At 71.9% G+C, this 12920-nt stretch carries 12 protein-coding genes; 7 read left to right on the top strand and 5 right to left on the bottom strand.

The genetic code is table 11. The features are described 5' to 3' along the window. Positions 1-7: 7 nt before the first annotated feature. The 5 genes from BN6_RS37445 to BN6_RS37465 all read left to right on the top strand — a co-directional run bounded on the left by BN6_RS37445 (position 8) and on the right by BN6_RS37465 (position 4877). Complete coding sequence (locus BN6_RS37445) at positions 8-1315, top strand: YrhB domain-containing protein (protein ID WP_063641854.1); 1308 nt, start codon at positions 8-10, stop codon at positions 1313-1315. A gap of 170 nt (positions 1316-1485) precedes the next feature. Continuing rightward, positions 1486-1908, top strand: a complete 423-nt coding sequence (gene sdhC, locus BN6_RS37450; RefSeq protein WP_015105077.1) for a succinate dehydrogenase, cytochrome b556 subunit — start codon at positions 1486-1488, stop codon at positions 1906-1908. Positions 1909-1910: 2 nt separating this feature from the next. After that, entirely contained in the window at positions 1911-2321 is a 411-nt protein-coding gene (locus tag BN6_RS37455) for a succinate dehydrogenase hydrophobic membrane anchor subunit (protein ID WP_015105078.1), read from the top strand. A gap of 22 nt (positions 2322-2343) precedes the next feature. Continuing rightward, a complete protein-coding gene (gene sdhA, locus BN6_RS37460; protein WP_015105079.1) occupies positions 2344-4095 on the top strand; it encodes a succinate dehydrogenase flavoprotein subunit in 1752 nt (583 codons plus the stop codon). Next, complete coding sequence (locus BN6_RS37465; RefSeq protein WP_015105080.1) at positions 4095-4877, top strand: succinate dehydrogenase iron-sulfur subunit; 783 nt, start codon at positions 4095-4097, stop codon at positions 4875-4877. The genes sdhA and BN6_RS37465 overlap by 1 nt, the downstream gene beginning before the upstream one ends. Before the next feature lie 636 nt (positions 4878-5513). Here BN6_RS37465 and BN6_RS37470 read toward each other — a convergent pair. After that, positions 5514-6797: a D-alanyl-D-alanine carboxypeptidase family protein gene (locus BN6_RS37470; protein WP_015105081.1), complete on the bottom strand. Its 1284-nt coding sequence runs from the start codon at positions 6795-6797 to the stop codon at positions 5514-5516. Between the two features lie 60 nt (positions 6798-6857). Between BN6_RS37470 and BN6_RS37475 the strand changes: the two genes are divergently transcribed. Both BN6_RS37475 and BN6_RS37480 read left to right on the top strand, forming a co-directional pair. Continuing rightward, positions 6858-7082, top strand: coding sequence for an SCO4848 family membrane protein (locus BN6_RS37475; RefSeq protein ID WP_041315478.1), 225 nt, complete (start codon positions 6858-6860; stop codon positions 7080-7082). A 27-nt stretch (positions 7083-7109) separates the two neighbouring features. Beyond that, entirely contained in the window at positions 7110-7457 is a 348-nt protein-coding gene (locus BN6_RS37480; RefSeq protein ID WP_015105083.1) for a hypothetical protein, read from the top strand. Positions 7458-7529: 72 nt separating this feature from the next. On the opposite strand, the gene yhjD is transcribed toward BN6_RS37480, so the two are convergent. The 4 genes from yhjD to BN6_RS37500 all read right to left on the bottom strand — a co-directional run bounded on the left by yhjD (position 7530) and on the right by BN6_RS37500 (position 12913). Further along, positions 7530-8528: an inner membrane protein YhjD gene (gene yhjD, locus BN6_RS37485; protein WP_015105084.1), complete on the bottom strand. Its 999-nt coding sequence runs from the start codon at positions 8526-8528 to the stop codon at positions 7530-7532. An 80-nt stretch (positions 8529-8608) separates the two neighbouring features. After that, positions 8609-9655 carry a tryptophan--tRNA ligase gene (gene trpS / locus BN6_RS37490; protein WP_015105085.1) on the bottom strand — a complete coding sequence of 349 codons (1047 nt, stop codon included), beginning with the start codon at positions 9653-9655 and terminating at the stop codon, positions 8609-8611. 254 nt (positions 9656-9909) lie between these two features. After that, positions 9910-10233 (bottom strand): hypothetical protein, encoded by a 324-nt coding sequence (locus BN6_RS37495; protein ID WP_015105086.1) that lies wholly within the window; start codon positions 10231-10233, stop codon positions 9910-9912. 160 nt (positions 10234-10393) lie between these two features. After that, the gene (locus tag BN6_RS37500) at positions 10394-12913 is read right to left on the bottom strand and encodes a bifunctional FO biosynthesis protein CofGH (RefSeq protein ID WP_015105087.1); all 2520 of its coding nucleotides are present in this window, start codon (positions 12911-12913) and stop codon (positions 10394-10396) included. Positions 12914-12920 lie beyond the last annotated feature (7 nt).

The following is a 12920-nucleotide window of genomic DNA, read 5'->3' on the forward strand; positions in this document are numbered from 1 at the left end:
GGTGCGTGTGACGCAACCACGAGGCGCTGCCGAACAGTGGCTCGACCGGGTGTACGGCGGCGCGGCCGAGCCCACCCGGTACGCGCTGCTGGAGACCGACCGGGTCGCGGTCTTCGGCTGCCGGCTGCGCGACGAATCGCTGCCGATGCTGGCCGCTGCGCTCGCGGTGCCGAAGAACGGCGACGCGCCCTACCCGCTGGCCAACGACCGGCCGTTCGCCGACCTGGGCATCGGCGAGGACGGCCCGGACGACTGGCGCGCCCCGACCGAGCGCGACTGGGTGTGGCGGGTCAACGCGCGCAACTGCGTGGTCGTGGTGGACGCGGTGGTCGACCGGTCGCCCGCGTCCACCCTGCCGTGGCAGCCGTGGGACGAGCGTCCGGGCTGGTGGGACCGGCTGCGCGGGAACCACTTCCGGCGCTCGGAGGTGTCGGCCTGCCAGGACTGGTCGGAGGTGCTCGCGGCGGTGCGCGACGGCGGCCCGGACACCCGTGGCGTGGTGTGGGTGCGACGCGAGCTCGCGGGCGTCGAGGTCACCGGGCACCTGCTCTACGCGCACAACGACGGCGGCGAGGTGGCCGTGCTGGACGGCCTGCACGGCGGCCCGGCGGACCTGGAGACCGCGACGGTGAAGGAGCTGGTGCTGGCCCGCTTCCACCGGCCGCGCCCCGCGCCGGAGCCCGACGTGCGCACGGTGGACGACGCCGTGCGCAAGGCCCGGCGGCACCTGGCCGACGTGTACGGCGGGCAGGTCGTGCTGGTCGACCCGGACCCGGCCGACGAGCTGGACCGGGGATGGCTGTTCGCCTGCACGACCCGCGCCTTCCTCGACTCCGGCGACCCCCGCGACCAGATGCTGGACGCGGCGCTGGTGGTGCCCAAGGACGGCCGGCGGGCCCCGTTCGGCCTGCCCAACTCCGACCCGTGGCCGTGGCTGGAGCGCTGGGACGCGGGCGACGACGACCTGACCGCGACCCCCGCGCCCGGCCCGGCCGCCTGGTTCGGGCCGACGACGGCCCGGCTCGGCGAGGTCACCGGGGTCAGCGCGCACGCCCGCTGGGTCGACGTCCTGGCGGAGTTCGGCACCCGCCCGCCCGGCTCGGCGGGCCTGGTCTGGGTCCGCCGGCGGGACCGGCGCGGCCGCGAGTCGGTGGGCCTGCTGATCAACGCGCGGCGGGTCGAGGGCGGTCTGGAGCTGGTCGACGGGCTGCGCCCGGAGCCGGTCGAACTCACCGACGAGGGCGTCCTCGGCCTGCACGTGGTCCACTACCGGCAGCCGTCGGCGTCTCAAGTGGACGGCCTTCCGAACAGGTAGGGCACGTCACACCATCAGGTGAATTGATCCAGTGCACGGTGGATGTCTCGTCGCTCACAGACGGCGGCGGCCGTTGGGTCGCGCAGACCACCCGGGACTAGCATCCGGGGGTCAAGGTCCCCTTTACCACGGGGAGACCAGTCCACCACTGACGCTGGAGGCCGTTGCGCATGGCCGGCACCACCGCAACAGAGCGGTCGGGCACCTCCAAAGGAGGCGGCACGCTCTACCGTGGCGATCTGGGCATGTGGTCCTGGGTCGCCCATCGCATCACCGGTGTGTTGACGTTCTTCTTCCTGTTCGCGCACGTCCTGGACACCGCCCTGGTGCGGGTGTCGCCGGACGCGTACGACAAGGTCATCGAGACCTACAAGAACCCGATCGTCAACCTGTTCGAGGTCGGGCTGGTCGGCGCGGTGCTCTACCACGCGCTCAACGGCATCCGGGTGATGCTCGTCGACTTCTGGGCCAAGGGCCCGAAGTACCAGCGGCCGATGCTGTGGACGGTCCTCGTCGTGTGGGTGGCCGTGATGCTCCCGGGCACCTACTTCATGATGGTCCGCACGGTGTCCGACATGTTCGGGGGTCACTGACCATGAGCGACCTGACCCTGGACAAGCCGCGCTCCCCGCGCCGCCCCGCCGCCCGGCGCAGCAACGGCGAGCTGTACAGCTGGCTGTTCATGCGCGTGTCCGGCATCGCGCTGGTCGTGCTGGTGCTCGGCCACCTGTTCATCATGAACATCCTCGACGGCGGCGTGCACCGGATCAACTTCGGTTTCGTGGCGGGTCGCTGGGCGTCGCCGTTCTGGCAGTTCTGGGACCTGGCGATGCTGTGGCTGGCGCAGATCCACGGCGGCAACGGCCTGCGCACCGTGATCAACGACTACGCCCGCAAGGACGCCACCCGGTTCTGGCTCAAGGTGCTGCTCTACGTGTCGATGGTGCTGATCATCGCCCTCGGCTCGTACGTGATCTTCACCTTCGACCCGAACATCACCTCCTGACCCGCCGCGGGGAGTCTTCGACATGCAGTTCCACAAGTACGACGTCGTGATCATCGGCGCGGGCGGCGCCGGTATGCGCGCGGCGATCGAGTCCGGCCAGCGCGCGCGCACGGCCGTGCTCACCAAGCTCTACCCCACGCGTTCCCACACGGGCGCCGCGCAGGGCGGCATGTGCGCCGCGCTGGCGAACGTGGAGGAGGACAACTGGGAGTGGCACACCTTCGACACGATCAAGGGCGGCGACTACCTGGTCGACCAGGACGCCGCCGAGATCATGGCGAAGGAGGCCATCGACGCGGTCCTCGACCTGGAGAAGATGGGCCTGCCGTTCAACCGCACGCCCGAGGGCAAGATCGACCAGCGGCGGTTCGGCGGCCACACCCGCAACCACGGCGAGGCCGCCGTGCGCCGGGCGTGCTACGCGGCCGACCGCACCGGTCACATGATCCTCCAGACGCTGTACCAGAACTGCGTCAAGCACGGCATCGAGTTCTTCAACGAGTTCTACGTGCTCGACATCTGCCTGACCGAGACCGAGGACGGCCCGGTCTGCACCGGCGCGGTGGCCTACGAGCTCGCGACCGGCGAGATCCACGTCTTCCAGGCCAAGTCCGTGGTGTTCGCGACGGGCGGGTTCGGCAAGGTCTTCAAGACCACGTCGAACGCCCACACGCTGACCGGCGACGGCATGGGCATCGTGTTCCGCAAGGGCCTGCCGCTGGAGGACATGGAGTTCTACCAGTTCCACCCGACCGGTCTCGCGGGCCTGGGCATCCTGCTCACCGAGGGCGCGCGCGGCGAGGGCGCGATCCTGCGCAACGCCTCCGGCGAGCGGTTCATGGAGCGCTACGCCCCCACCATCAAGGACCTGGCGCCGCGCGACATCGTGGCCCGGTCGATGGCGCTGGAGGTGCTCGAAGGCCGCGGCGCGGGCCCGAACAAGGACTACGTGCTGTTGGACTGCACGCACCTCGGGGCCGAGGTGCTGGAGTCGAAGCTGCCCGACATCACCGAGTTCGCCCGCACGTACCTCGCGGTCGACCCGGTGAAGGAGCCGGTGCCGGTCTACCCGACCGCGCACTACGCGATGGGCGGCATCCCGACCAACATCCACGGCGAAGTGCTGCGGGACAACGACCACGTGATCCCCGGCCTGTACGCGGCGGGCGAGTGCGCGTGCGTCTCGGTGCACGGCGCGAACCGCCTGGGCACCAACTCGCTGCTGGACATCAACGTGTTCGGCCGGCGCGCGGGCATCGCCGCCGCCGACTACGCCAACGCGCACGAGCACGTGGAGCTGCCGGAGAACCCGGCCGCCCAGGTCGAGGCGCAGGTGGCGCTGGCGCTGTCGGAGCACGGCCACGAGCGGGTCGCGGACATCCGCACCGAGCTGCAGGCCACGATGGACGCGAACGCGTCGGTGTACCGCACCGAGGACACGCTCAAGACCGCGCTGCACGCCGTGCAGGCGCTCAAGGAGCGGTACCAGCGGATCACCGTGCAGGACAAGGGGAAGCGGTTCAACACCGACCTCCTGGAAGCCGTGGAGCTGGGCTTCCTGCTGGAGCTGGCCGAAGTCCTGGTCGTCGGCGCGCTGGCGCGCAAGGAGTCCCGCGGCGGTCACGCCCGCGAGGACTACCCGAACCGCGACGACACGAACTTCATGCGCCACAGCATGTACTACAAGCAGGGTGAGGGCCTGTCGGCGGACATCCGCCTGGACTACAAGCCCGTGACGTTCACCCGGTACCAGCCGATGGAGCGCAAGTACTGATGACCGCTACCGCTGAAGTGTCCACGGGCTCGCGCGGCTCCCAGCCCCCGGTCCCGGACGGCGCGATCACCGTCACCCTGAAGATCCGCCGCTTCAACCCGGAGTTCGACGACGAGCCGCGCTGGGACTCGTTCGAGATCCCGGCGCTCGCGTCGGACCGCGTGCTCAACCTGCTGCACTACGTGAAGTGGTACCTGGACGGCACGCTGACGTTCCGCCGGTCGTGCGCGCACGGCATCTGCGGCTCGGACGCGATGCGCATCAACGGCGTGAACCGGCTGGCGTGCAAGGTCCTGCTCAAGGACCTGCTCGCGGGCGGCGGCAAGCAGACCACGATCACCGTCGAGCCCATCAAGGGCCTGCCGGTGCACAAGGACCTGCTGGTCGACATGGAGCCGTTCTTCGAGGCGTTCCGGGCGGTCAAGCCGTACCTGATCACCTACGGCAACGAGCCGACCCGCGAGCGGGTGCAGTCGGTGGCCGACCGCGAGCGGTTCGACGACACCACGAAGTGCATCCTGTGCGCCTGCTGCACCACGTCGTGCCCGGTGTACTGGACCGAGGGCTCGTACTTCGGCCCGGCGGCGATCGTGAACGCCCACCGCTTCATCTTCGACTCGCGCGACGAGGGCGCGGAGGAGCGGCTGGACATCCTGAACGACATCGACGGCGTGTGGCGCTGCCGGACGACGTTCAACTGCACGGACGCCTGCCCGCGTGGCATCCAGGTGACCAAGGCGATCCAGGAAGTGAAGCGCGCGCTGCTGTTCAAGCGCGTCTGAGCGGTCCTGCGCGAGAGGGGCGGAGCCAAGCCGGCTCCGCCCCTCTTCGCCGTTTCGGGAGCCGGATCGGGACCTCTCCAGCACCGCCGCCGCACGGCGTGCGACGCGGACGTGCCGTGGTGCCGGCCGACCATCAACCGGATCACCCCGGCCTGCCCGGCGACCCGAGAGGCGCAGCGCGGCCAAAGGCTCCCAGCGCGGCCGGGGCTTCTAGCGCGCCGAGGCTTCTAGCGCGGCCGCAGCACGATCACGGCGCGGGGTGTGGTGCGGTCGTCGCGTGGGGGACGCGCGAGGGTGCGCCGCAGCGGTTCCGGGCACGCTCCGGGGCGAAGCGATCCACGTCGGCATCAGGGGCCCGGCCGCTCCGGGCCTGGACGGCGGCACGGGCGTGGTGTGGGGGCCGGCCGACCTTCGACCGGCGGACGTCTAGAGGGCCACCCAGCCCTGCTGGGCAATCCGAACGGCGCGGCGCGCGCCAGGGCGCGACCGGGGGTCTAGCGCGGCCGCAGCACGATCACGGCGCGGGGCGTGGTGCGGTCGTCACGTGGGGGACGCGCGAGGGTGCGCCGCAGCGGTTCCGGGCACGCTCCGGGGCGGAGCGGGACGATCCGCGTCGGCATCAGGGGGCCCGGCCGCTCAGCCGGACTGCCGGGTCTGGGCGGCGGCACGGGCGGCACGGGCGGCCTTGGCCTTCTTGTTGCGCAGGTACAACACGAACCCCAGCACCAAGCCGAGACCCGCGACGGCGGTGATCGGGCCGCCGACGTTGCCGAACGCCTTGAACATGGCGGTGTTCGACGTGTTCCGCGACTCCGCCACCTGGTCGACGTTCGCGCTGGTGGGCGACGGCTTGGGTTCCTGGGTCTTCTTCTTGGTCTGCGGCGCGCCGTCCACCAGCCGCCCCACCGGCTCGCCGGCGGGCAGGTCGAAGCCGTAGTCCAGCAGCTGCGCGGCCTGGTCGGTCATCTTGGTGGGGGTCTGCTGACCGCGCAGCAGCACCACGACGAGCTTGCGGCCGTTGCGCTCCGCCGCGCCCACGTAGGTGTGCTGGGCGTCGTCGGTGAACCCGGACCGGCCGCCGAGCGCGCCCTCGTAGGTGGTCAGCAGCTTGTTGTCGTTGAGCACCGGCACGGTCCCGACGCCGTTGGGCGCGGGGAAGTCGATGCGCTGGGTGACCACGGCCTTGGCGAAGTCCGGGTACTTCATCGCGGCCCGGAAGATCAGCGCCACGTCGTAGGCCGAGGTGCTGGTGCCCGGCGCGTCGAGCCCGGACGGCGTGACCGCGCGGGTGTCCAGCGCGCCCAGCTCCATGGCCAGCGCGTTCATCTTGCGGATCGCGCTGGGCAGGCCGCCGAGCCGGCGGGCCAGGGCGTGCGCCACGTCGTTGCCCGAGGCCATCACCAGCGCCTGGAGCAGCTGCTCGACGGTGTACTGCGCGCCGTTGCGCAGGCCGATGCAGGTGCACTCCTGGGCGATGTCGTCGGCGCCGGCGGCGACCGTCGCGTCCGGCGAGAGCTCCTTGGCCACGACCATCGCCAGCAGCACCTTCATCACCGACGCCGGGCGCTGGCGGCCGTGCGGGTCGAAGCCCGCGAGGACCGCGCCCGAGTCGAGGTCGGCGAGCAGCCAGCTCTTCGCGGTGATGCTGTCCGGCGGCCGCTGGGCGTTGGCGGGCAGCACGATGCCGCACTCGCCCATCCGCTCGCCGCCGACCGGGTTCTCCGGGACGTCCAGCGGAGGCGGCGCTTTGGTGCCGGGCGCCACCTGTTCGGAGGTATCGACCGCCGGGGGTGGTGACACCCTGTTGTCGCACGGGGCGGACTGCGCCTGTGCGGTCGAGGCGCCGAACACTGCGGTGGCCATCAGCGTGCAGGCAGCCAGCACCAGGGCAACGGGGCGTCGGGACGCGGAGGAACGCACCCGTCCAGGCTATCCACCCCGGTGAAGTGCTGCGCACCCGCCACGTCGGATACTGCCCCGGTGAAGCTCTCCCGCGGCATGTCGGTGTTCCTGGTGGTCTTCGGGGCGTGGTCCTGGGTGATCTGGCCGACTTTCCTGCGCAACATCTGGAAGGACCCCCGATCGTGGGACGCGGGCCCGACCGCGTTCTTCATCGTGCACCTGGTGCTCGTGGTCGCTTCACTCACGTTCGGCACGATCATCGGCGTGCTGGGCGTCCGCGGTCTCCGAGCCGGCCGCCAGTAACCCACCACACCCTTTGGAGGCTCCCCCGTGGAGTTCGTACGCCTGCTGCTGGTGTTCCTGCACCTGCTGGGCATGGGAATGCTCGTCGCGATGTTCTTCGTCCAGAACCGGGCGGGCAAGGACGCGCCGCTGAACAAGGGCTGGCTGCACGGCGCCGCGCTGCAGCTGCTCACCGGCGTGGCCCTGGTCGGCCTGGCACCGCTCACGGACAAGGACTACAACCACGTCAAGCTCGGCGTGAAGCTGCTGGTCGTCGTGCTGATCGCGGGCCTGGTCGCGGTGAACCTGAACAAGCGGAAGGTCGCGTCCTGGCTGACCCCGGCGCTGGCCGGGCTGGTCGTGCTCAACGTCGGCGTCGCCGTCTTCTGGACCTAGACCGACCGGCTGGAGCTGGACCGACCGGCTGGACCTGAACCTGGACCTGGACCGACCGGACCGGCCGCGATCTCACCTGCGCCGGAACAGCGCGCCCAGCAGCACCCCCGCACCGACCAGCCCGACCGCGGTGCGGGGGCTGGGGGCGCGGTGCACCTCCACCAGCGGGCGGATCACCGCGGGCGGCGGAGGCGCGGGCAGGTCCTTGAGCAGGTTCTCCGAGGCGGTGGCCGTCCACGCCGTGATGAACAGCAGGAACTGCGCCACCAGGTTCGCGAACACCAGCACACCGATGACCGGGCCGAACGCCGCACCGGCCGGCGACGCGGTCACCGTGGACAGGTAGATCGTCCCCACCTGCTTGAGGATCTCGAAGCCGATCGCGGCGGCCGCGGCGCCCTTGATCGCGCTGCGCCAGCCCACCGGCTTGCGCGGCAGCTTCGCCAGCACCCACAGGAACACCAGCCAGTTCGCCGCCAGCGCCAGCACGATCGTGCCGAGCTTGAGCAGCGCCTCGGCCCACCACACGCCGTCGAGGCCGATGAACTCCAGCACCAGGTGCGCGAACCCGCTGCCGACCGCCGTGAGGCCGAACGAGACGACCAGCGCGCCGCCCAGGCTCAGCAGCGCCAGCAGGTCCTTGAGGGCGGTCTTGAGGAACGGCAGGTCCGCCTTGGCGTGGCCCCACTGCGCGGTCAGCGCGTCGCGCAGGTTGCTCATCCAGCCGAGCCCGGAGTAGGCCGCGCCGAGCAGGCCGAACACGCCGACCGTGCCCTTGGAGGCGACGGCCTGGTTGACCACGTCGTTGATGGTGTCGCCGAGCGCGCCGGGCACCGCCTCGGCGATGCTGTTCTTGAGCCCGTCGAGCAGCTCCGGCTGCGTGGCCAGCACGAAACCGGCGATCGCGAAGCCGATCATCAGCATCGGCACCAGGGACAGCACGCTGAAGTACGTGACAGCGGCGGCGTAGTGCGACCCGTACTGCTCGGTGTAGCGCTGGGCCGCGCGGAACAGGTGGTCCAGCCAAGGGCGCTCGCGGCGCAGCCTGTCGAGCTTCGACTCTTCGGCCACGGTTGAACGTTAAGGGTTGCGATGATCACCCGCATCTCGAACGGGCGATCCCCCGCCGGACGGGTCGGCGGGCGGGCCGGTCAGCCCGCCAGCAACCCGATCCGCTCGTAGGCGCGGGCCAGCGTGCGGCCGGCCACCTCGCGGGCCCGCTCGGCGCCCCGGGCCAGCACCTTGTCCAGCTCGGGCAGGTCGGCCAGGTACTCCTGGACGCGCGCCTGCACCGGCGTGACGAAGTCGGTGTAGACCTCGCCGAGGTCCTTCTTCAGGTCGCCGTAGCCCTTGCCCTCGTAGGCGGTGACCAGCTCGTCCACCGGGCGGCCGGTCAGCGCGGAGTAGATCACCAGCAGGTTGCTCACGCCGGCCTTGTTCGCCGGGTCGTAGAGGACCTCGCGCCCGGTGTCGGTGACCGCCGAGCGGATCTTCTTCGCGCCCCGCTTGGGGTCCTCCAGCAGCTCGACCACGCCGGTCGGCACCGACTTGCTCATCTTCGCCGTCGGGTCCTGCAGGTCGAAGATCTTGGCGGTGTCCTTGACGATGTAGGCCTCGGGCAGCCGGAAGGTCTTGCCGTAGCGGGTGTTGAACCGCTGCGCGAGGTCGCGGGTCAGTTCGAGGTGCTGGCGCTGGTCCTCGCCGACCGGCACGTGGTGCGCCTGGTAGAGCAGGATGTCCGCGGCCTGCAGGATCGGGTAGGTGAACAGGCCGACGCCGACCTGGGTCTCCTGGCGGGCGGACTTGTCCTTGAACTGGGTCATCCGGGACGCCTCGCCGAACCCGGTGAGGCACTGCATGACCCAGCCGAGCTGGGCGTGCTCGGGGACGTGGCTCTGCACGAACAGCGTGGCGTGCTCGGGGTCGATGCCCAGCGCGAGCAGCTGCGCGGCCGAGACCCGGGTGTTCTGACGCAGCGTCCTGGGGTCCTGCTCGACGGTGATCGCGTGCAGGTCCACCACGCAGTAGAACGCGTCGTGGGTCTCCTGCAGGGCCACCCACTGGCGGATCGCGCCGAGGTAGTTGCCGAGGTGGAACGACCCGGCGGTCGGCTGGATGCCGGACAGCACGCGCGGACGGCTCACCGGGGCGCCCGGCCCGGCCTCGGGGGTGTTCGCAACGGGGTTCTCAGCAGCCACCGGCTGATTCTCCCAGGGCGGTCCGCGGCCCCGGGACCGGGCCGGCACTCGGCTCGGAGAACCCTTTTCACGGCGGGCTGCGCCCGCGCGGCCGGCGGAACGCGTCGGGTCACCACAACCCACAACGCTCGTGGCGACTCCACGTGCGGACAGCACTGGACGCCCGTCGGACGGGCGCGCACGGGCTCAGAACGTGGCCGAGACCGGCTCAGCGGGCCGCACGCGTGGACGGCGGCCGCACGGCGGAGCGGGCGTCAGGCGCCGGTGGGTTGGGCCGCGGTCGGCGCGGCGGCCGGGGCCGGCAGCGCCACCGCCGGGACCACCGCCGGGACCACGGGCGGCACGACCGGCGTGACGAGTTGCTCGGACTCGGCCCGGACCACGGCCGACCGGCGACGGCGGACCAGGCCCGCGATCAGGCCGAGCACGCCGAGCGCCACGGCACCGATGCCGACCGGTGTGTCCACCGACGACGCGCCGAGGGCGGTCGTGCTCGTGCCCGCCAGGGCGACGCCCGCCGTGACCAGGGGCGACACCGCGCCCAGGACCGCACCCAGTGCTGCACAGCGACCGCGCACCGCCGAGCCTCCTCACCAACACCGCGTCACCACTACGGGTGAACCCTGTTGACGGACGGCCGCGAACCTACCGAAGCTGTGGGGCTCCGGTGTCGAGAACGGTCGAAAACACGGCCGGCGGCAGACTAACCACGCCACGGTCCGTGATCGTCCCCGGGGCTCACCGCACGGTGTCGACTCGGCCATATGTCGTAGTGCGCTGGCGGGCCGGCCGACCGGCCAGGGCCGCCGTGTCGTGCAGCTGCCGGGCGGTCCGCGCGGAGCCGTGCTCGGAGCCCGCCATCCGGCTGATGGTCTCCTCCATCAGCGTGCCGCCGAGGTCGTTCGCGCCGCCCCGCAGCACCTCCGCCGTGCCCTCGTCACCGAGCTTGACCCACGAGCACTGGACGTTGTCCACCCGCCCGTGCAGCGCCAGCCGGGCGAACGCGTGGATGGCGCGGTTGTCCCGCCGGGTCGGGCCGGGCCGGGCCACGCCCGCCAGGTAGATCGGCGCGTTGCGGTGCACGAACGGCAGGCCGACGAACTCGGTCAGGCCGCCGGTGCGGTCCTGCAACCGGGCCAGCTCGCGGAAGTGGCCCAGCCAGTGGCCGGGGTGGTCGACGTGGCCGTACATCATCGTGGACGACGACCGCAGGCCCACCTCGTGCGCGGTGGCGACGACCTCCAGCCAGGTGGCGGCGGGCAGCTTGCCCTTGGTGAGCACCCAGCGCACGTCGTCGTCGAGGATCTCGGCGGCGGTGCCGGGGATGGTGTCCAGCCCGGCCTGCCGGAGGTCGGTGAGCCACTCGCGGACGCTCACGCCCGCCTTGGCCGCCGCGCTGACGATCTCCATCGGGCTGAACGCGTGGACGTGCATCCCGGGCACCCGGGTCTTGATCGCCCGCACCACGTCGGCGTAGTAGGTGACCGGCAGCTTCGGGTCGATGCCGCCCTGCATGCAGACCTCGGTCGCGCCCGCGTCCCACGCCTCCTGGGCGCGGTCGGCGACCTCGTCGATGCTCAGCCGGAACGCGTCGGCGTCGCGCTCGCGCTGGGCGAAGGCGCAGAACCGGCAGCCGACGTAGCAGACGTTGGAGAAGTTGATGTTGCGGTTGACGACGTAGGTCACGTCGTCGCCCACGACGTCCCGGCGCAGGTCGTCGGCCAGCCGGGTCATCGTCTCCAGCGCCTCGCCGTCGGCGGTCAGCAGCGCCATGGCGGCGTCGGTGTCCGCCAACAGCCGGGCCGGGTCGTCGGCGGCGATCTTGAGCGCGCGGGCGGTGTCCTCGGGCAACCGGGTCGCGGCCACCGGCACGCTCAGCGAGCCCCAGTCGCCGTAGACGGAGTCGAAGTCGCCGCGCCGGTCGCCGGTGCGGCCCTCGGTGTCGACGGCGGTGTGCAGGTCGGCGCGGCCGTAGGTGTCCAGCCCGCCGTCGGGCTCCTGCCACTCGCGGCCGACCACGGGTGCGTCCGGGTCGGCCAGGCCCTCGTCGCCGGCCAGCGCGCGGACGTGCCCGGTCAGCCGGGTGTCGATCCACTGGCCGGGCGCGGACCGCACGTACCTCGGGTAGACCGCGAGGCGCTCCCGCAGGTCGAACCCGGCGGTCTTGGTGAGCGCGGCGAGCGTGTCCACGTGCGGCCACGGGCGTTCGGGGTTGACGTGGTCGGGCGTCACCGGGGAGACACCGCCCCAGTCGTCGATGCCGGCCCGCAGCATCAGGCCGAACTCGTCGCCGACCAGGTTCGGCGGGGCCTGGACGCTGGTCGAGGTCGGCATCACCAGCCGCGCGACGGCGATCGTGGCGGCCAGTTCGTTCAGGTCGGCGTCGGGCATCCCGCGCATCGCGGTGTCCGGCTTGGCCCGGAAGTTCTGGATGATGACTTCCTGGATGTGCCCGTACTGGCGGGCGATCCCGCGCATCGCCAGCAGCGACTCGGCCCGCTCGGTCACCGTCTCGCCGATGCCGATCAGGATGCCGGTGGTGAACGGGACGTTGACCCGGCCCGCGTCGGTGAGCACCCGCAGCCGCACCGCGGGGTCCTTGTCGGGGCTGCCGTAGTGCGGGCCGCCCGGCTCGCTCCACAGCCGCTCGGCGGTGGTCTCCAGCATCATCCCCATGCTGGCCGCCACCGGCCGCAGCCGCTGGAGCTCCTCCCAGCTCAGCACGCCGGGGTTGAGGTGCGGCAGCAGGCCGGTCTCCTCCAGCACCGCGATCGCGCTGGCCCGGACGTAGTCCAGGGTCGACTCGTAGCCGCGCGCCTCCAGCCACTCCTTGGCCTGCGGCCAGCGCTCCTCGGGCCGGTCGCCGAGCGTGAACAGGGCTTCCTTGCAGCCCTGGGCGGCGGCCCGGCGGGCGATGTCGAGGACCTCGTCGCGCTCCAGGAACGCGGCGGGCAGCCGGTGCGGGACCGTCGCGAACGTGCAGTAGTGGCAGCGGTCGCGGCACAGCCGGGTCAGCGGGATGAACGCGTTGCGGCTGTAGGTCACGACGCCGGGGCGGCCCTCGGCGAGCAGGTGCGCGTCGCGCACCCGGCCCGCCGCCGCCAGCAGCGCGTCGAGGTCGTCGCCGCGGGCGTGCAGCAGCACGGACGCCTCGGTCACGTCCAGCACGGCGCCGTCGGCGGCCCGGCGCAGGGCGCGCCGCATCGCCGCCGGACTCGGGTGGGGCTCGGGCGGGCTGATCGAGATGTCCACGGCCACGTCAACG

Origin of the sequence: Saccharothrix espanaensis DSM 44229, from assembly GCF_000328705.1 — a bacterium.
GTDB classification, from domain to species: domain Bacteria; phylum Actinomycetota; class Actinomycetes; order Mycobacteriales; family Pseudonocardiaceae; genus Actinosynnema; species Actinosynnema espanaense.